Below are 21,294 nucleotides of genomic sequence, written 5' to 3'. Positions count from 1 at the left end.
TCCTCGGCTCTTCTTCGAGAAGCCGGAAAGGCAATCATGATCAACCTGGAAGTCCCCAAGAAGGCCGGTGCCCTGATCAACCAGGCGTACCAAGCCGCGGCCGAGGTGTTCCGGCCCATTTCCCGCAAGTACGACCGCGCGGAGCACACCTACCCGAGTGAACTGGACATGTTCGCCGCACTGCTCGACGGGCTGAACTCGTCCGGTGAAGGCGGCGCGGGCGCCGCGGGCGTGCGCCGCGACGAGAAGGGCGACGCCAAGAAGGCAGGCAACCGCAACGGCGCCAACCTCAACGTCGTGCTCGGCACGATCGAGATGTGCTGGGGTGACGTCGGCCTGCTGCTGTCGATGCCGCGCCAGGGCCTCGGCAACGCCGCGATCGCGTCGGTGGCGAACGACGAACAGCTCAAGCGGTTCGAGAAGACGTGGGCCGCGATGGCGATCACCGAGCCGGACTGCGGTTCGGACTCGGCGGCGATCACCGCGACCGCGAAGCTCGACGGCGACGACTACATCCTCAACGGCGAAAAGATCTTCGTGACCTCCGGCCAGCGCGCCGACGCCGTCGTGGTGTGGGCGAGCCTCGACAAGTCGAAGGGCCGCGCCGCGATCAAGTCGTTCGTCGTCGAGAAGGGCACCCCGGGCTTCGAGGTCGTCCGCGTCGAGCACAAGCTCGGCATCCGCGCCTCCGACACCGCCGTGCTGCGCTTCGAAAACTGCCGCGTGCCGAAGGAAAACCTGCTCGGCACCCCGGAGATCGACACGCAAAAGGGTTTCGCGGGGGTCATGCAGACCTTCGACAACACCCGCCCCCTGGTCGCCGCGATGGCCATCGGCGTCGCCCGCGCGGCGCTGGAGGAAACCGCGCGCATCCTCTCCGACGCGGGCGTCAAGGTCGACTACGACCGCCCCGCGAACACCCAGCACGCGGCCGCCGCCGCGTACCTGCAGCTGGAAGCCGACTACGAATCCGCCTACCTGCTGACCCTGGAGTCTGCCTGGATGGCGGACAACCGGAAACCCAACTCGCTGCAGGCCTCGATGGCAAAGGCGAAAGCGGGCCGCTCGGTCGTCGAAATCGCCCTGCGCTGCGTGGAACTGGCGGGCACCTTCGGCTACACCGAGGAATCCCTGCTGGAGAAGTGGAGCCGGGACGCGAAGATCCTGGACATCTTCGAAGGCACGCAACAGATCCAGCAGCTCATCGTGGCGCGCCGGGTGCTCGGCAAGTCCTCGGCGGAGCTGAAGTAGTTTCTCCACCACCGGTCCGTGACCGTCCACTCCGGACGGCCACGGGCCGGTGGGCTATCGTCGGGGTCCCCACATCCCGGAGAACTTGTTCCGCGCCAAGGTGTTCCCGTTGATCGTCTTCACCGGCGCCAACGCGCCCACCACAGTGGAACGGTTTCCCCGCGGCGAAGCCGTGCACTACCGCGAGCACGCGCTCGAACTCGGCGTCCCGGACGAGGCGATCCTGGTCGAATCGAACGCCCGGAACACCGGCGACAACATCTCGTTCACGCGGCAACTGCTGGATTCCCGCGGAATCGAAATCGAATCCGCTGTTTTGATCTCACGGCCATACCAGCAGCGACGGGCCTACGCGACGTGCCGGAAGCTCTGGCCCGAGGTCGACGTGCGCTGCTCGTCCCGGCCGCTTCCGCTCGACGAGTACATCGAAAGCATCGGTGACGTAGATCGCGTCATCACCATGCTCGTCGGCGACACCCAGCGCATCACCGTCTACGCCGAACGCGGTTTCGCCGCGGCGCAGCACGTTCCCGGCGAAGTCCGCCAAGCGTACGAACGGTTGGTGAAGGCGGGCTACACGAACCGTTTGATCTGACAGGTTTCTCTTCCAGCGATCCCGCGTCGGATGACAAAGAATTCCGACAACCTCGTTTCCTTCGCCCTTGAAGCGAATGGTGACTTTTCCAGCTGGATCGAAACCCTTGTCGCGCTGGAAAACCACGAGCAGGGTTGGAGACGAATCATTCGTTTCGCTTTCTGATGGGGGACAAAAAATGAGACAGGCGAACACGAAGACCGCGCGCGGTGTGATCATCACGGCGATCGCGTCGGCCCTCCTTTCGGCACCCGCGGCGTCGGCGGCCACGAAGCCGAGCGCGGCACCAGAGGTACTCCCTCCCCTTCCCGGCGGGGACAGCAGCATCGCGGCCGGAGCGAACGACGCCGGGACCATCGTGGGCAGTTCCGGCCCCGGCACCCGTGCCACCCAGTGGAAGAACGGGATCCCGACACCGCTCGCGGTCCCCGACGGCGCCACGGAGGCGTCGGCCATCGACATCAACAACAACGGGGTCATCGTGGGCGAGGCCGGACCGCGGGGCGCGCGCGTCCCGATCCGGTGGAACACCGATGGCACCGTCACCAAGCTCCAGACCCTGCCCGGTGAAACCTCGACCAGCGCCCGCCACGTGAACGACAACGGGGAAATCGCGGGCTATTCGGGGAAGTACGTCGTGCGGTGGGACGCCTCGGGGGCCATCACCGCTCTGCACGCGCCGGACGGCGACGACGACAACATCGTGCTCGGCGACATCAACAACAGCGGCACGGTCGTCGGGTTCACCACGCGCAACGCGGTGCGCTTCACCAAGGGCGCCGCGGGAACGATCCTTCCCGGGCTTCCCGGCGCGAGCAGCACGTGGGCGCGCGCGATCAGCGACACCGACATCATCGTCGGCACCGCCGGTGACTCCCCGGAGCATCCGGTGCGCTGGAACGCCGACGACCAGATCCAGGTACTCGACGAATTCCCTGGCAGCGGCAGCCAATGCTTCGACGTGGCCAACGACGGCACCGCGGTCGGGTTCTCCGGGAGCTACTCCGCGAAGTGGGACAGCGATGGCAGGGTCAGCGCGTTCGAGCAGCTTCCGAACGACCAGTACGGCTCGGCCAGCGCGACCAGCATCAGCAAGAACGGCGCCTATGTGACGGGCACGGCGTACACCCAAAGCTATACGACTCGCGGTGTCGTGTGGCGGCTCAAGTAGCGAAGACCGGTCCGTGACCGTCCATTCCGGACGGTCACGGACCGCTGCCGGATCAGAAGTCGGCGCGGAAGACCCGCAAGTAGTTCCTGATCGGGCGGAAACGGCTCATCAGGCGGTACATCCGCCGGAGCTTCGGATCGGGAATCCGTTCGTACTGCGCGACGAGCGCGACGTGGTCGCGGTAGAGCAGGCGCGGGTTCCAGCGGGCGATGTCCGAGCCGTCGCGGATGCCCGTCCAGTAGGCCGGGTAGCCGTACCACCGGTCCGCGTACTTCTTCAGCAGCTGCGTCGTTTTCGCGACCCACGGCAGCACGCCGTCGAAGACCAGCTCGCCGGTGCCGAAGTGCTCGGTGAGCCGCAGCAGCAGCTGCCGCACCTCCGCCTCGTGCAGGTACATCAGCAGGCCTTCGGCGATCACGAACACCGGCTTGCCCGCGGGAATCTCCGCCAGCCAGCCGTCATCGGTCACCGAAGCGCCGATCATCCGGTAGCCTTCGGCGTCCTCGTAGAGTTCGCGGCGCAAGGCGATCACGTCGGGCAGGTCGACGTCGAACCAGCGCACCCCGTCCGGCCGGTCGAGGCGGAACGCCCGCGCGTCGAGCCCGCAGGCCAGGTGCAGCACGGTCGCGTCCGGGTTGCGGCGGAGGAAGGCGGCGGTCCACTCGTCGATCTGCTTGGTGCGCAGCGCGAGGCCGAACCGGTTGCGCGCGATGGTCGGCTTGTCGAGCTTCGCCCAGTCGTAGTCGATGCGGTCCACGGCCTCGGCCGCGAACCGGTCACCGAGCACGGGCGCCGTCTCCTTGGCGTCCAGCGCCTTGAGGTACAACGTCACCAGCATCGTGGACTGCACACCCGTGAAGTCCACCTTTCCCGTCGTCATGGCCCGCCCCCGTACATGATTCACAACTTTGTAAATAAACTGTACGACCAGGCTCGGTGACCGGGCAAGGCTCGTTGACGCCGTCTTTACGCGGGGCACTCCGCGAGCCGGCCGAGCATCCCCGCGACCAGCGCCGTCTGGCCCGGCACCGAATCCGGGTAAATGAACTCGCCCCGTGCGTGTGCTCCGCCGCCGACCGCGCCGAGTCCACAAAGGACCGGAAGGCCGAGCCCGGCGACGAAGTTCGCGTCGCTCGCGCCGCCGACGGTCACGTCGCGCAGTTCTCGCCCTAGCCCGGCCGATACCGAGCGCGCGACGTCCAGCAGCGGCGCCGACACCGCGTTCAGGCTCATCGGGGGCCGGTTCCAGTCGTGCTCGACCTCGATCCGCACGCGCGAATCGCTGACCTCGATGGCGTCGAACTCGGCGTCGACCCTGCGCTGCTCGGCGTCGGTCAGCACCCGGATGTCGATCCCCGCGGTCGCCTTCCCCGCCACCACGTTCGTGCCGGTACCGCCGGAAAACAGCCCGGTGCTGACGGTGGTCCCCTTCGCGGGATCGGCGACCGCGGCGGCCGCGGTGACCCATTCGGCGAGCGCGTGGATCGCGCTGGCGCCCGCCTCCGGCGCCAGCCCGGCGTGCGATTCGATCCCGGTGGCCGTGGCCGCGAAGATCCCGGTGCCCTTGCGGCCGGTCTTGACCGCGCCGTCCACGCTCGGCTCCAGCACGAGTGTGGCGTCCACTCCGGCCGCGACCCGCTCGATCACCGGCCGCGACGCGAGCGAACCGATCTCCTCGTCGCCGTTGAACACGAACGTCACGGTCGGCACCGGTCCCAGTTCGCGGGCGATCTTCAGCGCCCAGATCCCTTGCACGAGACCGGTTTTCATGTCGAAGATGCCCGGCCCGCTGAGCCGCTCGCGCCCCTCGGTCACTGGCGACTCCCAGTTCGCGAGCGTGCCCGTCGGCCACACGGTGTCGTAGTGGCCGAGGATCGCGACGCGGCCGGGACCGGTGCCGGGGAAGGTGAGCGTCGCGACGTCGCCGTACTCACCGCCGGGGTGGCGGTGGGTCTCCTCGGCCGCGCCGAGCCTGCGCGCGGCGATGTCCTGCACCAGATCGAGCCCGTTCTTCAGGCCGTCGAGGTCGTAGCTGCTGGTCTCACAGCCGACCAGGTCGCGGATGTCGGCGACGATCTCGGCCGAGGCGTCGGTGGCGCGGGAAGCGAGTTCGGTCATGATCTGCTTTCTGTGCTCGGGGTTTCGCGTGCAGGAGGATCAGGCGCCGGGGCCGAACGGCAGGCCCAGCAGGTACCAGAGGACGAAGAACGCCACCCAGACAACCCAGATGACGGCGGCCAGCGGCAGCGTGAACGACGCGAGCGTGCCGATGCCCGCGGACTTCCGGTAGCGCTGCATGAACCCGAGCGCCATCACGAAGTACGGGCTCATCGGCGTGATGCAGTTGGTCACCGAGTCGGCTACCCGGTAGACGGCCTGCGTGACCTCGGGGTTGATCCCGAGCAGCATCAGCATCGGGATGAAGATCGGCGCGGCGAGCGACCACAACGCCGAACCGCTCGTGATGACCAGGTTCATCACGGTCACCACGACGGCGATGCCGACCAGCACCAGCCAGCCGTGCAAACCGAGGTCACGCAGGGCCTTCGCACCGGTCACCGCGATGATCTCGCCGATGTTCGTCCACTTGAAGTAGGCGAGGAACTGCGAGATCGCGAAGAACAGCACCAGGATCGGCGCCATCGAGCGGACGCCTTCGACCATCGCCGCGATCACGTCGCGTGCGCTGCCGAACGTGCCGGTGAGCTTGCCGTACACGGTGCCGAGCACAGCGAAGAACAGGCCGAGCACGAGCGCCATCCCGGTGAACAGCGGTGAGTTGACGATGCCGCCGTTCGGTCCGCGCAACGGCGACGACGCGGGGATCAGCGCCACCACGAGCACCGCGATGAACGCGAGCGCGACGAGTCCGACGATGCGCAGCGCGCGGCGTTCGCGAGCGGTGACCTCGACCTCGCTGAGGTCCGCCGGGTCCGGCTGATCGGTTTCGTCGGCCGCGAGATCCGGTCGCCTCGCCATGACCGTCTCGACGACGATCGTGATCACCAGCGCCACGAGCACCGAGGACGCGAGGCCGAAGAAGTAGTTCGACACCGGTGTCACCGCGTAGTGCGGGTCGATCGTGCGGGCCGCCGCGGTCGAAATGGACGACAGCAGCGCGTCGGTGGTCGTCAGCGAAGGCGACGCGTCGTAGCCGGCGGAGATCGAGACGAAGGCGACGATGCACCCGAGCACCGGGCTGCGGCCCGCCGCGCGGTAGACCAGCGCGCCGAGCGGGATGAGCGTGACGTATGCGGCGTCGCCCGCGATGTGCCCGACCATCGCGGTCATCGACAGCACGAAGGTCAGGTACCGGCCAGGCACGCGCGTGACCATGCGCCGCAGCAGGGTGCTGATGAGCCCGCTCCGCTCGGCGACGGAGATCCCGAGCATCACGGTGATGATGGTGGCCAGCGGCGGGAAGTTCGCGAAGTTCTGCACCGCGCCGTCGATGATGACCTTGAAGCCGTCGGCGCTGAGGAGGTTCCGCACCGCGATCGGCTTGCCGGTGGCGGGCTGCACGGCGCCCAGGCCCGTCGCGGACAGGATCGCGCTGAGCGCCACCACGGCGAGCGCCAGCAGCCAGAACAACCAGAACGGGTTGGGCAGCTTGTTGCCGACCCGTTCGATCACCGCGAAGACGCGGAACGCCGCCCGCATCACCTTCGACCGCGGTTCGACCACGTCAGCGCTGTTCATGTGGCCACCCCTTTACCGTGCCTGAGACAGGTTTCCGCACACTGTGACATTCGAATGGGATATTCGCCAGGGCTTTCGGTTAAGATCGGGATGATCCTGCATCCGAGCGGAGAGTGATGGGTCCGACACTGGACGAGCTGGACCGGCGACTGGTCGGCGCGCTGCACCTGGCGCCGCGCGCCACCTGGGACGACCTCGCGGCGATACTGACCGCCGACGCCAGCACGCTCAAACGGCGGTTCGACCGGCTGGCCGAAGCGGGGCTGTGCCGCGTCATCGGCCAGATCGGCTGGGGAATGCACTCCACGGCGATGCCCGTGCACCTGTTCGTCGACATCAGCGGCGAGACGCCGCTCGCCGTGCTCGACCGGCTCGGCGCGCTGCCGCATCTGCAGTACCTCGCGCAGGTTTCCGGCGACTACCCGGTCTACGCCACCGTGCACGCGCCGTCCGAGCAGGCGACCAGCGAAGTGCTGGACAGCGTGTACGCGCAGCCCGGAATCCGGCGGGTGATCACCCTGCCCTCGCTGCGCACCCTGCGCCGCGGCGCAGGGTGGGATCCGCGGCTGCTGACCGAACGCGAGCGCCGGAACCTGCTGACCGTCGCGGGACCGACGGTCGAGGACGTCGCGGCGGCCGTACCACCGGACAGGGCGCTGAACGAGGCCGAGCGGACGGTGATGTCCATGCTGCAGCAGGACGGCCGCGCGTCCGCGGCGGGCATCGCCAGGACCGCCGGGCTCGCCACCTCGACCGCGCACCGGATGGTGCGGCGGATGCTCGACGAAGGGTGGGTCAAGCCGCGGTTCGAGGTCGTGTCGGAATGGCTCGGGTTCCTCACCACGTTCGTGCTCCGCCTCCGCGTGCCGCCGGGCAGCACCGCCGACGTCATGCGCCCGCTCGCCGATCTGCCGCAGACGCGGCTGGTCGCCCACGTCGCCGGCGACACCTCCGTGCTGTGCATGGGACTCGTCGCGGGCCGGACCGCGCTCGCCGCCTTCATCGACGACGAACTGGCCCGGATCGAAGGGATCGACACAGTGGGCATCGACGTCGTGCTGACCGAGCGGCGGCGATACTGGGTCGACCGGGATTCGGTAACCGGGATAGGCCGGTTCCACGCCCCGCCGCTGCTACCGGCGCCGGCGTAGAACCGGCCCGCGCGCTCAGCCGGTGGGCGCCCCGAACCAGCGCGGCAGGTGGTCGAGCAGGTCCTGCTGGTCGTCACCGGCCCACGCCACGTAGCCGTCGGGCCGCAGCAGCACGGCAGGCACGTCCAGTTCCTCGCTTACGTCGACGACGTGGTCGACCCGATCGGCCCAGCCCGCCACCGAAAGCAGACCGGTCTGGTCGAGCAGCAGCCCGCGGCCGCCGTACATCAGCTCGTAGAGCCGCCCCCGCTTCAGGCTCACGTCCCGCAGCCGCCTGCCGAGCAGTTCGTGGCCTTCGCCGAGGTCGTAGCGGACGTTGATGCCGATGATCTTTTCGATGAGGTACCGGTTCACCTCCGGGAAGTCCATCAGCTCGGCCACCAGCCTGCGCACCGCCTGGGGCCCCGGATCGAGCGCCATCAGCTCGCCCTGCGCGAGGGTGTTGTCCAGCACGGCGGCGGCCACCGGGTGCCGTTCGGCGTGGTAGCTGTCCAGCAGCCCCTCCGGCGCCCACCCGGTGACCTCGGCGGCCAGCTTCCAGCCCAGGTTGAACGCGTCCTGGACACCGAGGTTGAGGCCCTGCCCGCCCAGCGGCGGGTGGACGTGCGCCGCGTCGCCTGCCAGCAGCACCCGGCCGACCCGGTAGCGATCGGCCTGCCGGGTCGCGTCGCTGAAGCGGGAGAGCCAGCGCGGCGAGTGCACTCCGAAATCGGTGCCCGCGATCGCCCGCATCTGCTCCTTAAGCTCGTCCAGCGTCGGTGGGACCGTGCGGTCCTCGACCACCTCCTTGGCGGGCGCGACGACACGGAACGCCCCGTTTCCGCTCGGCCCGACGCCGAACCACAGGTTGGTCTTGCGGATCTCGGTCACCAGCGCGGTGACCTCCTCCACCGGCGCGGTCACCTGCATTTCGCCCAGCAGCCACTGGTTCCTGGCCGCCACGCCGGGGAAGCCGACGCCGAGCAGCTTGCGCACCGTGCTGCGCCCGCCGTCGCAGCCGACGACGTACCGCGCTCGCAGCCGGTCGCCGTCGGCCAGCTCCACCGTGACCCCGTCGTCGTCCTGGCTCAGTCCGACGAGTTCGCGGCCGCGCCGGATCTCGACGCCGAGTTCGAGCGCGTGTTCGGTCAGCACGCGCAACGTCGTGGGCTGCGGGATGCCGAGCGTGTACGGGTGGTTGGTGTCCAGCCGCTCCGGCGACGCTTTGGCGATACCGGCGAAAAAGCCCCCGAGCGGAGACTGCCTGCCCAGTTCGAGGAACCGGTCGAGCAGGCCGCGCTGGGCCATCACTTCGATGCTGCGCGCGTGCATGCCGAGCGCGCGGACGACCTCGGTCGGCTCCGCGTCCCGCTCCAGCACGAGCGCCTCCACGCCGTGCAGCCGCAGTTCGGCGGCCAGCATCACGCCGGTCGGCCCGCCACCGGCGATGATCACGTCAATCACGAATTCCCCGTTCAGCAAGGTGTGCTTTTCAGCCGGCCGCGGCGCGTTTCGCGACTCCGGATTTCCGCGGCCACCGGCTTCGGCCGTAGATTCTGCGGCACCACACGGGCCTTGCCGCAAGCCCCCTGGTGCGCTATATGTTGAGTGTGGCGGGAAAAAGTTGTTTTCTCGTCCTTCTCTCGCGGTCCCGAGCAATCCGCGATCACCGATCCGTTTTCCGGCCGGAAACCCTTGGCGCGCAAGGAGTTCGACCGCGACGAACAGCGCCCCGCATCCGCGCTCATCCACGTCGCGGACCACCCGAGCCCGCGGCCAAGCAGCTCCCGGCGCGCTCTCGAATTTGCGTAGTGAGTACTCACTACGTAGTGTCGGTGACATGAGCGATGACCCCGAGCCGCGCCGGCGCGCACCGCGGAAGAGCATCGAAGAACGCCGGGCGATGATCGTGCGGGCCGCGATCCCCCTGCTCGTCGAACTGGGCCCGTCGGTCACGACGCTGCAGATCGCCCGCGCCGCCGGAATCAGCGAGCCGACGATCTTCCGCGCGTTCGCCGACAAGAACGAAGTACTCGCGGCCTGCCTCGCGGAGGCGACCGACCCCCAGCACCTCGTCGGCGAACTCAACGCGATCGAGCCGTCCGCCCCGCTGCGCGAGCGCGTCCTCGCGGTGATCGAGGCGCTCCGCGCGCACGGGGAGCGAACGGGCGCGGTGGTCAACGCCGTCACGGTGGCGGGGCCCGTGCAACCGCGGACCGCCGAATCGCTCTCCGAGGAGGAGCGGGCCCGGTGGTCGGAGAGCCGCACGTCGTCGTACCAGCGCATGCACGACGCGGTGACGGCCGCGCTGGCGCAGGACCGGCCGAGGATCCCTGCCGCCGACGCGGCCACCCTGGTACTCGCGATCGTCCTGGCGCTCGGCCGCGGCGGCGGATGGCACACCGGCCCGGCGAGCGTGACCACCGAAGCGCTGGCGGATCTCGTGCTGCACGGCATCACGAAATAGCGGTCTCCCGAAACAGCGAATTCTTTTGAAGATCGCGCAGTTTCTCGAAAACATTCCTGCTGCACGTTCAGCCCATTTCACACGGAGGAAAAGCCGTGGCGTCCCTCGCTGCCCGGATTCCGGCGATCGGCCGGAACCCCCGCTTCCTCGCGCTGTGGACAGCGCAGTCCGTTTCCACCCTCGGCGACGCGCTGACCACGCTGACCCTCGTCCTGCTGATCACCGAACGAACCCATTCGGTCGCCGCGGTCGGCGGCCTCACCATCGCGCTCGCCGTGCCCGCGATCGTGATCGGCCTGCTCTCCGGATCCTTTGTGGACAGATGGGACCGGAGGCGGGTGATGATCGCGAGCGATCTCGCGAGGGCGATCCTGCTCGCCGCGCTCGCGTTCGCGGGACCGGCGCTGGTCACGATCTACCTGATCGCGTTCCTGCAGGCCGCGGTCGGCACGTTCTTCAATCCCGCGCGCGCCGCGCTGATGCAGGTGATCGTGCCCGCGGACGACCAGGTCCGCGCGAATTCGCTGATCCAGACGACCACCGTCGTCGGTGAGCTGGCCGGCACCACGCTCGCCGGTGTCCTCGTCGGCGTCTGGCACACCTACTGGCTGTCGTTCGCGATCGACGCCGCGACGTTCGCCTGCTCCGCCGCGCTGATCCTGACGATCCGGCGGACCGAGCCCGAACCGGACGCCGAACACCCGTCGACCTTCGCCGCGATCGCCGAAGGCCTGCGCGCCGTCCGCACCTCGCCGACCCTTCGGGCACTGCTGCTCGTGTTCAGCGCGCTGACGTTCGCACTGAGCCCGATGGCAGTGCTGCTGACTCCGTACGTCGTCGACACCCTGCACATCTCCACCAGCTGGATCGGCCCCGTCCAGGCTGGTGACACGGTGGGCACGATCCTCGGCGGCGCGGTGCTCGCGGTCCTCGCGAAACGGGGCAAACCCCGGGCCCTGATCCTCACCGGCATGGCCGTGCTCGCGGTCCTGCTCGCGACGATCGCCGTCGCGACGACGGTGGTCGAACTGCTCGCGGTCTACTTCGTGTTCGGGCTGCTGACGGTCGCTGTGCAGACCGGGATCGGCGCGCTCACGCAGACCTCGGTCGACAACGCGTTGATGGGCCGGTTCATCGGGCTGATGTCGATCGTGCCCGGCCTGGTTTCCGTGCTGTCCATGGCTTTCGCGGGGACCGCGGGCGCGGCCTTCGGCGTCCGCACCATCTTCGTCACGAGCGGCGTGATCCTGGCCGCGACCACGTTCCTGTCGTGGCGCCAGTTCCGCGGTGCCCAGCTCAGGAATGCCGGGCTCAGGCGGTGACCTGCGCCGCCAGGAACTCGTCGAGGTAGCGCCAGGTCGTGCCTCTCGCCTTGCGGCCGGTCAGCACGCCGAGGTGACCGCCCGGCGCGGTGCGGAAGTCGACCGACGGCGCGTTTTCGAGCAGCTCCACCACCCGCTCGACGGCGGCGCGCGGCGCGATCGTGTCGTTCTGCCCCGCGATCACCAGCGTCGGCACCTTGACGCCGGTGAGCGAGATGATGCGGCCGTTGAGGTCGACGGTGCCCTCGGCGAGGTCGTTCGACCGGAAGAACCGGTGGTAGAGCTGGCCGAAGGTGCGGCCGGGGTAGGCGATCATGTTGTCCATGAAGTGGTTGACCGCTTCGATCTGGGCGAGGAAGTCGCGGTCGTCCAGGTTCTTCAGTATCGCGATCGGCTTGGTGATCTCCTTGTTCAGCCCGGTCGCCCGGAACACCCTGCTCACGATCGCCGACGGCGCGCCGCCGAGCACCCGGTAGACCGGCGTCAGCAGGTGCCCGCCGGTAAGGTCCACCAGTGGCCGGAACGGGGCGATGAGCGGGATCGCGGTGAAGTCGAACGGCGCGGCGATGGTGGCGATCGAGTCGATCGGCAGATCCGGCTGGTCGGCGGCGGTGAGCAGCGAGAAGATGCCGCCGAGGCACCAGGCGACGACGTGCACGCCCTGGCCGCCGGAGTCTTCGCTGACCTTCCGGATCGCGCGCGGCAGCACTTCGTCGATCCAGTGCTCGACGCCGAGTTTGCGGTCGGAGAAGGCGACGTTGCCGTAGTCGACGAGGTACGTGCGGGTGTCGCCGTCCACGAGGTGTTCGGCGAGGCTGCAGCCGCGGCGGAGGTCGAAGCACAGCGCGGGCGCCGCGAGCGGCGGCACGAGCAGCACCGGCGGCCCTTGCGGGGCGGGCTTCCCGTTGCCGGTGGTGAGCCGGTACAGCGACCGGTTCGGCCCCTGGTCCACGAGCACCCTCGGCACCGGGCGAAGATCGGCGACACCGCCGTGCAGGACCTTGCCGACCACGTTCGACGCCGCGGCCGCAAGCCGAGCCGGGGGTGTTGCCATGCGTTCCTCCTGCGAAAGTCGTTCCGCGCATCTTCTCCCGACGCGGGGCGCCGACTCAACAGGCCACTCCGGCAAGCACCCGGCAAGCGGTCCACTTCGGAGTGTCCGAACTCGACGGCGGAAACCGGCTTCCCGGCGGGGAAAGCGCCGGATGAACGCTGTTCAGCTCGACGGCCCGGCCCGGATTCTCGCTCAGTGAAGCCTTTTCGGCTCTCACTGAGCGAGAATGACCTTCGCCACGGTGCAGGAGGACCTAGTCCCCTTCGGCACCGGGAGCGCTTCCGGCCGCCCTCGCTTCGTACTCCGCGCGAGCGCTGGAATGCGCCGCGGACGCGAGCACCGTGTCCGCGCCGAGCGTCCTGATCAGCCACTCCCCGAACCGCCGCGGCAGCAGCCTCGTGATCCGGCCCGTCGCGTCCAGCGACCGCGGCACGTACACGTCGAACCGAGGCCGCTTCAGCACGGCGACGATGGCGTCGGCGACGTCCTCCGGACGAACCGACTTGATCATCTTCGTCTCGCCGAGACCGCTGGCCAGCTCGGTCCGCACGATCGCGGGCATCACGCACGACACGTCGACGCCGCTGCCGTGCAGTTCGAGGTGCACCGCTTCGGACAGGCCGACCACGCCGTGCTTCGTGGCGCAATAGGTAGCGCCGCCGGGAAAACCCGCTTTACCGGCCATGGAGGCAACGTTGACGATGTGCCCGCGCCCGCGCGGACGCATCCGGCGGACCGCCTCGCGCGTCCCGTGGACCACGGCGTGCAGGTTGATCTCGAGCTGACGCCGCGTCGACGCGTCGTCCTCGTCCTCGAGCCGGGACAGCGGCATGATGCCGGCGTTGTTGATCAGCACGTCGATGGGACCGAGACGGCGCTCGACCTCGTCGAGGAACGCCGTGAACCCGGCGGTGTCGGTGACGTCGAGCGGCAGTGCGAGGGCTTCGCCGCCCAGTTCGCCCGCGGTCTTCTCGGCGAGCGCTTGGTCGAGGTCCCCGATGGCGACTTTCGCACCGAGCCAGGCGAGCGCCGCGGCGGTCGTGGCGCCGATCCCTCGCGCGCCGCCGGTGATGACGATGACCTTGCCGCTGAGCAGGCGTTCCGTGCGTGCCATGACGGGCATCCCTCCCACTATTGGCGTAACGCCAACTGGTTGCCCATCATGGTGCTCCCCACCGGAAAGGATGTCGACCCAGCGGTCAGGTGAATCGTGCCCCGACGGGTCTCCGAGCACCAGCCCGCCTCGGAAAACGTCAGGGCAGGACGGTGAAGATCTCGGGGCCGTCCGGCGTGATCGCCACGGTGTGCTCGACGTGCGCGGCCCTGCTGCCGTTCGCCGTGTGCAGCGTCCAGCCGTCGTCGTCGCGCCGGTAGCCGTCGCGACCGCCCGCGTGGAACATCGGCTCGATCGCCAGCACCATGCCCGCGCGCAGCGGCGCCCCGGTACCGGGGCGCGCCTCGTTCGGCACGTGCGGCGCTTCGTGCATCGCCTTGCCGATGCCGTGGCCGCCGTGCTCGGCGAGCAGGCCGTACCCGGCGCGCCTTCCGATCACGCTCACCGCGGCCCCGATGTCTCCGAGCCGGTTGCCCTCGCGCATCTGCGCGATCCCGGCGGCGAGCGCTTCGGCGGTGGTGCCGATGAGGCGCAGGTCGGCCGGATCCGCGGTGCCCACGACGAAACTGATCGCCGCGTCGCCGTGCCAGCCGTCGATCGAGGCGCCGAAGTCGACGCTCACCAGGTCGCCGTCGCGAAGCCGGTACCCGGTGGGGATGCCGTGCACCACCGCGTCGTTCACGCTCGTGCACAGCACACCCGGGTACGGCGACGGTGCCCAGGCCGGGTGGTAGCCGAGGAACGACGACTTCGCGCCCTCCTCGGCGATCACACCCGCCGCGACCTCGTCCAGTTCTCGCAGGCTCACCCCGATGGCGGCCGCGCCACGCACTGTCTCCAGCGCGCGTGCGACGACGCGCCCCGCCGCGCGCATCGCGTCCAGTTCGCCGCCGGTCTTGGTCTCGATCACGCCGTCACTCCTACCGGGATACCTATACCGTTATCTCTAGCACACCGGCTCCCGGCAAGTCAGTTCACGCCGAGCCCGATCACTTCAAGCCCAGGTGCCGGGAGATCAGCATGCGCTGGACCTCGCTCGTGCCCTCCCCGATCTCGAGGATCTTCGCGTCGCGGTAGAACCGGCCGACCGGGAACTCGTTCATGAAGCCGTACCCGCCGAAGATCTGGGTCGCGTCGCGCGCGTTGTCCATCGCGGCGTTCGACGAAACCAGCTTCGCGATCGCGGCCTCGTGCTTGAACGGCTCACCGCGCAACATCTTCGACGCGGCCGCGTAGTAGGCCAGCCGCGCGGTATGCGCCCTGATCTCCATGTCCGCGATCTTGAACTGGATCGCCTGGTAGGCGCCGATCTTGTGGCCGAACGCCTCGCGCTCGCCGACGTAGCGCAGGCACTCGTCCACGCACCCCTGCGCGAGCCCGACACCCACCGCGGCGATCGCCACCCTGCCCTCGTCCAGGATCGACAGGAACTGCGCGTACCCCCTGCCGCGCTCGCCGACCAGGTTCTCGGCGGGGACGCGGACGTCGTCGAACGAAAGCTCGTGCGTGTCCGAACAGTTCCAGCCGACCTTCGAGTACTTCGGCGCCACGGCGAAACCGGGTGTCCCGGACGGCACGATGATCGCGGAGATCTCCTTGCGGCCGTTCTCCTTCACATCGGTGACCGCGGTGACCGTGACCAGCTTCGTGATGTCCGTGCCCGAGTTCGTGATGAACGACTTGCTGCCGTTGATCACCCACTCGTCCCCGTCGAGCGCCGCGCGAGTGCGGGTCGCGCCCGCGTCGGAACCGCCACCGGGCTCGGTCAAGCCGAACGCACCGAGCGCCTCGCCCGTGCACAGCGCGGGAAGCCAGCGCTCCTTCTGCTCGGCGGTGCCGAACCGGTAGATCGGCATCGCACCGAGCGAGACGCCCGCCTCGACGGTGATCGCGACCGAGGAATCGACACGGGCGAGTTCTTCCAGCACGAGGCACAGCGCGAAGTAGTCGCCGCCCATGCCGCCGAACGACTCGGGGAACGGCAGGCCGAACAGGCCCATCTCGCCCATCTTCGCGACGATTTCGTACGGGAACTCTTCGCGTTCGTAGAAGCCGCCGATCACCGGTGCCACTTCGGACCGCGCGAACTCCTCGACGGTCTTGCGGAGTGTTTCGTACTCCTCGTCCAACCGGAAGTCGATCATGTCTGCTCCTCTGGGATCACCATGGCAAGCGGTTCGTCCAGCGCGACCTGTTGGCCGGCCCGGACGTGCAGTTCGGAAACCACGCCGTCGACGGGCGCGGTGATCGTGTGCTCCATCTTCATCGCCTCGACGACCATGAGCGGCGTTCCCGCGCTCACCGCGTCGCCACGCGCGACCTTCACCACGAGGACGCTTCCCGGCATCGGGCTCTTCACCGGACCCGCGTCGACGGCATCGCCGTGCGCCAGCTGCACGGTGTCGCGTTCGGCGAACGAGAAGGAGCGACCGTCGCGCGCCAACCACAGGATGCCGCCGTCCGCGAGCGCCCTGCGGTAACGGCGAAGGCCGCCGGGGGTGTGCACCTGCAGCTCGTCGTCCTGCCATCGCGCGGAAACCCGGATCGGGCCACCATCGCCGACGACGACCTCCGCGTCCGACGGCGCTCCTTCGATACGCACCACGGATTCGTCATCACCGGAATGCAGCCGGAACGTCACCCCGCCACGGGCGCCGAGACGCCATCCGTTCGGCACGTCCCACGGATCCGTGACCGGTGCCGTTGGTTGCAACGCGAGCAACCGGTCCAGCGCCGCGGCGACAAAGAACTCCTCGGGCACCGTCGCTGATACGAGCGAATCGATCCGGCGCGCCACGAGCTCGGTGTCCAGTCGGCCGGCACGCACCTCCTCGTCCGCGAGCAACCCGCGCAGGAACGCCACGTTCGTGCCGAGCCCGAGCACCGCCGTGTCGGCGAGCGCGCGGTCGAGCCTGCGCAGCGCCGCTCCGCGATCCTCGCCCCACGCGATGACCTTCGCCAGCATCGGGTCGTAGTGCGAACCGATCACCGCGCCCTCGTCGAGCCATGAATCGACCCGGACGCCGCCGGGCTCGTGCAGCGCGAGCACCGTGCCACCGGTCGGGATGAACCCGCGCGCCGGGTCCTCCGCGTACACCCGCGCTTCGACGGCGTGCCCGTTCAGGCGCAGGTCGTCCTGCATGACGGTGAGGTGCTCGCCCGCCGCGATCCGCACCTGCCACTCGACCAGGTCCAGGCCCGTGACCAGCTCGGTGACCGGGTGCTCCACCTGCAAGCGCGTGTTCATCTCCATGAAGAAGAACTCGTCCGGAACCCGCGAGGACACGATGAACTCGACGGTTCCGGCACCTATATACCCGACCGATCGCGCCGCCTCGACCGCCGACGCACCCATCCGCGCGCGCGTCTGTTCGTCGAGCAGCACCGACGGCGCTTCCTCGATGATCTTCTGATGGCGGCGCTGCAGGCTGCACTCGCGCTCACCGAGGTGGATCACGTTCCCGTGGCCGTCCGCGAGGACCTGGATCTCGATGTGCCGCGGCGTGGTGACGAACCGTTCCAGCAGCAGCGTTTCGTCGCCGAACGCGTTCTTCGCCTCGCGGCGCGCCGATTCGGCGGCGGCGTCCAGCTCGCCAGCCGACTCGACCAGCCGCATGCCCTTGCCGCCGCCACCGGCGGACGGCTTGAGCAGCAACGGGTAACCGACCGCGGCCGCGGCCGCGGCGAACCCGCCCTCCGGGATGTCGACGTCCGAAGTGCCCGGAACGACCGGCACCCCGGCCGCGGACACCGTGGCCTTCGCCCTGATCTTGTCGCCCATCGCGTTGATCGCGTCCACCGGCGGGCCGATGAACGTGATCCCGGCTTCCGCGCAGGCTCGTGCGAACTCGACGTTCTCGGAAAGGAACCCGTACCCGGGGTGCACCGCACGCGCGCCGGTTTCCCGTGCGGCGTCCACGATCGCGGGGATGGACAGGTAGCTCTCGGCAGCCTCCGCCGGGCCGATGCGGACGGCTGTGTCCGCCTCGGCGACGTGCCGGGCATCCGCGTCCGCGTCGCTGTACACCGCGACCGAGCGGATCCCCATGGCGCGCAGGGACCGGATGACCCTGACCGCGATCTCGCCGCGGTTCGCGACCAAAACCGTGTCGAACATGCTCACATCCTGAAGACGCCGTAGTTGACCGGTTCCAACGGCGCGTTCGCCGCCGCGGACAGTGCGAGACCCACCACCGTGCGGGTGTCGGCGGGGTCGATGACACCGTCGTCCCAAAGCCGCGCCGTCGAGTAGTAGGGGCTTCCCTGCTCCTCGTACTGCTGCCGGATCGGGTCCTTGAACGCCTCTTCGGCATCGGCGGACCACTCGTCGCCGTGCGCTTCGATCGCGTCGCGGCGGACGGTCGACAGCACCGAAGCCGCCTGCTCGCCGCCCATCACCGAAATGCGGGCGTTCGGCCACATCCACAGGAACCGCGGCGAATAGGCACGCCCGCACATCGAGTAGTTGCCCGCGCCGAACGAACCGCCGATGATCACGGTCAGCTTCGGCACCCGCGCGCAGGCCACCGCCGTCACCATTTTCGCGCCGTGCTTGGCGATTCCGCCCGCCTCGTAGGCCTTGCCGACCATGAACCCGGTGATGTTCTGCAGGAACAACAGCGGGATCGAGCGCCTGTCGCACAGTTCGATGAAGTGGGCGCCCTTCATGGCCGACTCCGCGAACAGCACGCCGTTGTTCGCCACGATCCCGACCGGATGGCCGTGGACGCGCGCGAATCCGGTGACGAGCGTCGAACCGTACTCCTTCTTGAACTCGCCGAACCTGCTGCCGTCGACGATCCTGGCGATCACTTCGCGAACGTCGTAAGGGGTGCGCGAATCGGTCGGTACCACGCCGTAGAGCTGGCCGGGGTCGATCGCGGGTTCCACCGTGGGCAGCACGTCCCACGGCCTCGGCGCCCGCGGGCCGAGCGTCGACACGATCGACCGGACGATGCGCAGGGCGTGCGCGTCGTCCACCGCGAGGTGGTCGGTGACACCGGACGAACGCGCGTGGACGTCGCCACCGCCCAGCTCTTCGGCCGTCACGACCTCACCCGTGGCGGCCTTCACCAATGGCGGTCCGCCAAGGAAGATCGTGCCTTGATTGCGCACGATGACCGCTTCATCACTCATCGCGGGCACGTACGCGCCGCCCGCGGTGCAGGAGCCGAGCACGGCCGCGATCTGCGGGATCCCCCGCGCCGACATGGTCGCCTGGTTGAAGAAGATGCGGCCGAAGTGCTCGCGGTCGGGGAACACCTCGTCCTGGCGTGGCAGGAAGGCGCCGCCCGAGTCGACGAGGTAGAGGCACGGAAGGTTGTTGTGCAGCGCGACTTCCTGCGCGCGCAGGTGCTTCTTGACGGTCAGCGGGTAGTAGGTTCCGCCCTTCACCGTGGCGTCGTTCGCGACGATCACGCATTCGCGGCCCGACACCCGGCCGATGCCGGTGATGATGCCCGCCGCCGGTGCCTCGTCGCCGTAGAGCCCGTTCGCCGCGAGCGGGGACAGCTCGAGGAACGGCGACCCGGGATCGAGCAACGCGTCGACCCGGTCGCGGGGAAGGAGCTTCCCGCGTTCGATGTGGCGGATTCGCGACTTCTCCGGACCTCCGAGGCGCGCGGTTTCGAGCCGTTTCGTGAGGTCCTCGACGAGTTCGGCGTGGGCCGCGGCGCTGCGCGCGTAGTCGTCACCGCGAGGGTCCGCGGTGGTGGTGAGAACCGGCGTGTCCATGGGCTCCTCGTCCTCCGCGGCTCAGGCCTGCGGAAGTCAGGTTAGTAGTCGTTAACTACGAGCCCGATGTTAGCGAGCGCTAACCAAGACGTCCAGTGGAGGCGAACGAGCGCGACACGAAAGAAGGGAGCCCCCGACGGGGAGCTCCCTTCTTTCCGCGCCCGGTGCAGGGCTCAGCCAGCGGCTGAGGTGAGCGCCGGAAGATAACCCTTGGCCTGACCGGCCTTGTTGGGGTGGTACGACTCGTCCACCGGCCAGGTGAGGCTGTTCAGCCACCAGTCGCCCGAGCAGATCTCGTGGCCGGTGAACGGACCGCGGACGTCGACGAACTTGGCGCCCGCCGCCGAGGCGCGGGCGGAAATCACCGAAGCCAAGGCGTCGGACCCCGAGTTGATCGCGGTGCGCTTCGCGTCACTGAGCCCGACGTTGCACGAACCGGGCACCTTGTAGATACGCGGGTACCCGACCACCACCAGCTTCGCGTTGGGCGCCTTCGACTTCAGCTTCGAGTACACGCCGTCGAGCAGACCCGGCAACGTCTTGGTGGCGTAGTCCTTCGCCGTGTTGACGCGGTTCTGGCAGTCCTGGTCCGAGCCGAGCGTGCACTTCGTGATCACGTCGACGAACCCGGCGTCGTTCCCGCCGACCGAGACCGTGATCAGGTTGGTTCCGGACTTGACGGAGTCCGCCTGCTTGAGCACGTCCGGCGTGCGCGCGCCGGAACAGGCGACGAAGGTCAACTCGGTGCCGGAGTGGGCCTTCGCCCAAAGATTCGGGTACGCGTTCGCGCTGCGCTTGCAAGCTCCGGAGTCGCCGTAATCACCGGCGCCGACTCCCGAGGAGTAGGAATCGCCAAGCGCGGCATAGGTCGTGGCTTGGACGGCTGACGCCGGCGTGGCCATGCCGAGCGCAGCCAACATGGCGACCGCGATGGCCGCCAACGATCGTCGTGAGGTGATCCGAGCAGGGACGGACATGGTCTGACACCCCTCAGTAATGGATAAACGCGAAGTATCAGTACCACGTGGATGGGCAACGTTGGCCGAATCACAGCACAGGTAACCCGTGTGGCTCAAGCCATCGGTCGGGAAAATAAGGTTAGCGATCGCTAACTTTGCCGCATATGATGGGAAAATGCCGACCTCCCCGACCCCGCTCGCCCACGGCGAGAAGGCCAGCCGCCGGGAGCAGATCCTGGCCGCAGCGGCCGAACTGTTCGCCAGGCACGGCTTCCACGGTGTCGGCATCGACGACATCGGCGCCGCGGTCGGCATCTCGGGGCCCGCGCTATACCGCCACTTCCGCAGCAAGGACGCGATGCTCGGCGAGATGCTGGGCACGATCAGCCGGTTCCTCCTCGATGGCGGGACGGCCAGGGCAGCGGCCGCGGAAGACCCGGACACCACGCTCAGCGAACTCGTCCGGTTCCACGTCGACTTCGCGCTCTCCCACCCGTCGCTCATCACGGTCCAGGAGCGCAACCTCGCCAACCTCACCGATGCCGATCGCAGGCAGGTTCGCGCGCTGCAACGCCGCTATGTCGAGGTGTGGGTCGGCGCGATCTCGGCGGCGGTGCCCGGCGTCGGCGAGGCGGAAGCCCGCTCGGCGGCGCACGCCGTGTTCGGCCTGATCAACTCCACGCCCTACAACCGTTACCTCGGTGAGGGCGACCTCGCGGATCTCCTGGGCAGGCTGGCGTTGGGCGCTCTGCGAGCCGCGGGGTAACGCGATCGGGTGTCCTGCCGACGCCACTGTGCC

The 21,294-nt window shown here is 68.8% G+C and carries 17 protein-coding genes and 1 pseudogene; 7 read left to right on the top strand and 11 right to left on the bottom strand.

Translation table 11 applies throughout. The features are described from left to right. The first annotated feature begins 36 nt into the window (after positions 1-36). From HUW46_RS29160 to HUW46_RS29150, 3 genes and pseudogenes are all read left to right on the top strand, one after another. Entirely contained in the window at positions 37-1,251 is a 1,215-nt protein-coding gene (locus HUW46_RS29160) for an acyl-CoA dehydrogenase family protein (protein ID WP_215541983.1), read from the top strand. 85 nt (positions 1,252-1,336) lie between these two features. Next, positions 1,337-1,846, top strand: a pseudogene (locus tag HUW46_RS29155) (YdcF family protein); the annotation flags it as partial. 178 nt (positions 1,847-2,024) lie between these two features. Beyond that, positions 2,025-3,017, top strand: a complete 993-nt coding sequence (locus HUW46_RS29150; protein WP_215541981.1) for a hypothetical protein — start codon at positions 2,025-2,027, stop codon at positions 3,015-3,017. A gap of 52 nt (positions 3,018-3,069) precedes the next feature. Here HUW46_RS29150 and HUW46_RS29145 read toward each other — a convergent pair whose 3' ends face one another. The 3 genes from HUW46_RS29145 to HUW46_RS29135 form a co-directional block, all read right to left on the bottom strand. Continuing rightward, the gene (locus HUW46_RS29145; RefSeq protein ID WP_215541980.1) at positions 3,070-3,897 is read right to left on the bottom strand and encodes a class I SAM-dependent methyltransferase; all 828 of its coding nucleotides are present in this window, start codon (positions 3,895-3,897) and stop codon (positions 3,070-3,072) included. Between the two features lie 86 nt (positions 3,898-3,983). Continuing rightward, a complete protein-coding gene (locus tag HUW46_RS29140; RefSeq protein ID WP_215541979.1) occupies positions 3,984-5,135 on the bottom strand; it encodes a M20/M25/M40 family metallo-hydrolase in 1,152 nt (383 codons plus the stop codon). Between the two features lie 39 nt (positions 5,136-5,174). Beyond that, positions 5,175-6,716: an AbgT family transporter gene (locus tag HUW46_RS29135; RefSeq protein WP_215541978.1), complete on the bottom strand. Its 1,542-nt coding sequence runs from the start codon at positions 6,714-6,716 to the stop codon at positions 5,175-5,177. A 116-nt stretch (positions 6,717-6,832) separates the two neighbouring features. Here HUW46_RS29135 and HUW46_RS29130 point away from each other — a divergent pair, with 116 nt between their 5' ends. Then, positions 6,833-7,867: an Lrp/AsnC family transcriptional regulator gene (locus HUW46_RS29130; protein ID WP_215541977.1), complete on the top strand. Its 1,035-nt coding sequence runs from the start codon at positions 6,833-6,835 to the stop codon at positions 7,865-7,867. A 15-nt stretch (positions 7,868-7,882) separates the two neighbouring features. On the opposite strand, the gene rox is transcribed toward HUW46_RS29130, so the two are convergent. Continuing rightward, a complete protein-coding gene (gene rox / locus HUW46_RS29125; protein WP_215541976.1) occupies positions 7,883-9,310 on the bottom strand; it encodes a rifampin monooxygenase in 1,428 nt (475 codons plus the stop codon). A gap of 376 nt (positions 9,311-9,686) precedes the next feature. On the opposite strand from rox, the gene HUW46_RS29120 reads away from it, so the two are divergent. Both HUW46_RS29120 and HUW46_RS29115 read left to right on the top strand, forming a co-directional pair. Further along, a complete protein-coding gene (locus HUW46_RS29120; RefSeq protein ID WP_215541975.1) occupies positions 9,687-10,313 on the top strand; it encodes a TetR/AcrR family transcriptional regulator in 627 nt (208 codons plus the stop codon). A 95-nt stretch (positions 10,314-10,408) separates the two neighbouring features. Next, positions 10,409-11,635 (top strand): MFS transporter, encoded by a 1,227-nt coding sequence (locus HUW46_RS29115; protein ID WP_215541974.1) that lies wholly within the window; start codon positions 10,409-10,411, stop codon positions 11,633-11,635. Here the strand turns inward: HUW46_RS29115 and HUW46_RS29110 are convergent. The 7 genes from HUW46_RS29110 to HUW46_RS29080 form a co-directional block, all read right to left on the bottom strand. Next, on the bottom strand, positions 11,625-12,689 hold the full coding sequence (locus HUW46_RS29110; RefSeq protein ID WP_215541973.1) for an alpha/beta fold hydrolase: 1,065 nt from the start codon (positions 12,687-12,689) through the stop codon (positions 11,625-11,627). The genes HUW46_RS29115 and HUW46_RS29110 overlap by 11 nt on opposite strands. A 253-nt stretch (positions 12,690-12,942) precedes the next feature. After that, positions 12,943-13,803: an SDR family oxidoreductase gene (locus HUW46_RS29105; RefSeq protein WP_215541972.1), complete on the bottom strand. Its 861-nt coding sequence runs from the start codon at positions 13,801-13,803 to the stop codon at positions 12,943-12,945. 139 nt (positions 13,804-13,942) lie between these two features. Further along, a complete protein-coding gene (gene map / locus HUW46_RS29100) occupies positions 13,943-14,713 on the bottom strand; it encodes a type I methionyl aminopeptidase (RefSeq protein ID WP_215541971.1) in 771 nt (256 codons plus the stop codon). 79 nt (positions 14,714-14,792) lie between these two features. Beyond that, complete coding sequence (locus HUW46_RS29095; RefSeq protein ID WP_215541970.1) at positions 14,793-15,947, bottom strand: acyl-CoA dehydrogenase family protein; 1,155 nt, start codon at positions 15,945-15,947, stop codon at positions 14,793-14,795. After that, positions 15,944-17,920, bottom strand: coding sequence for an acetyl/propionyl/methylcrotonyl-CoA carboxylase subunit alpha (locus HUW46_RS29090; protein WP_215541969.1), 1,977 nt, complete (start codon positions 17,918-17,920; stop codon positions 15,944-15,946). The genes HUW46_RS29095 and HUW46_RS29090 overlap by 4 nt, the downstream gene beginning before the upstream one ends. A 2-nt stretch (positions 17,921-17,922) precedes the next feature. Then, positions 17,923-19,536 carry a carboxyl transferase domain-containing protein gene (locus HUW46_RS29085; protein ID WP_215541968.1) on the bottom strand — a complete coding sequence of 538 codons (1,614 nt, stop codon included), beginning with the start codon at positions 19,534-19,536 and terminating at the stop codon, positions 17,923-17,925. 173 nt (positions 19,537-19,709) lie between these two features. After that, on the bottom strand, positions 19,710-20,513 hold the full coding sequence (locus HUW46_RS29080) for an SGNH/GDSL hydrolase family protein (RefSeq protein ID WP_215541967.1): 804 nt from the start codon (positions 20,511-20,513) through the stop codon (positions 19,710-19,712). Positions 20,514-20,670: 157 nt separating this feature from the next. On the opposite strand from HUW46_RS29080, the gene HUW46_RS29075 reads away from it, so the two are divergent. Continuing rightward, on the top strand, positions 20,671-21,261 hold the full coding sequence (locus HUW46_RS29075) for an SACE_7040 family transcriptional regulator (RefSeq protein WP_215541966.1): 591 nt from the start codon (positions 20,671-20,673) through the stop codon (positions 21,259-21,261). The last annotated feature ends 33 nt before the right edge of the window (positions 21,262-21,294 follow it).

Origin of the sequence: Amycolatopsis sp. CA-230715 (assembly GCF_018736145.1) — a bacterium.
Taxonomy (GTDB): Bacteria; Actinomycetota; Actinomycetes; order Mycobacteriales; family Pseudonocardiaceae; genus Amycolatopsis.
The sequence above is the reverse complement of the archived record's forward strand: the minus strand, read 5'-3'. Positions and strand labels throughout refer to the sequence as shown.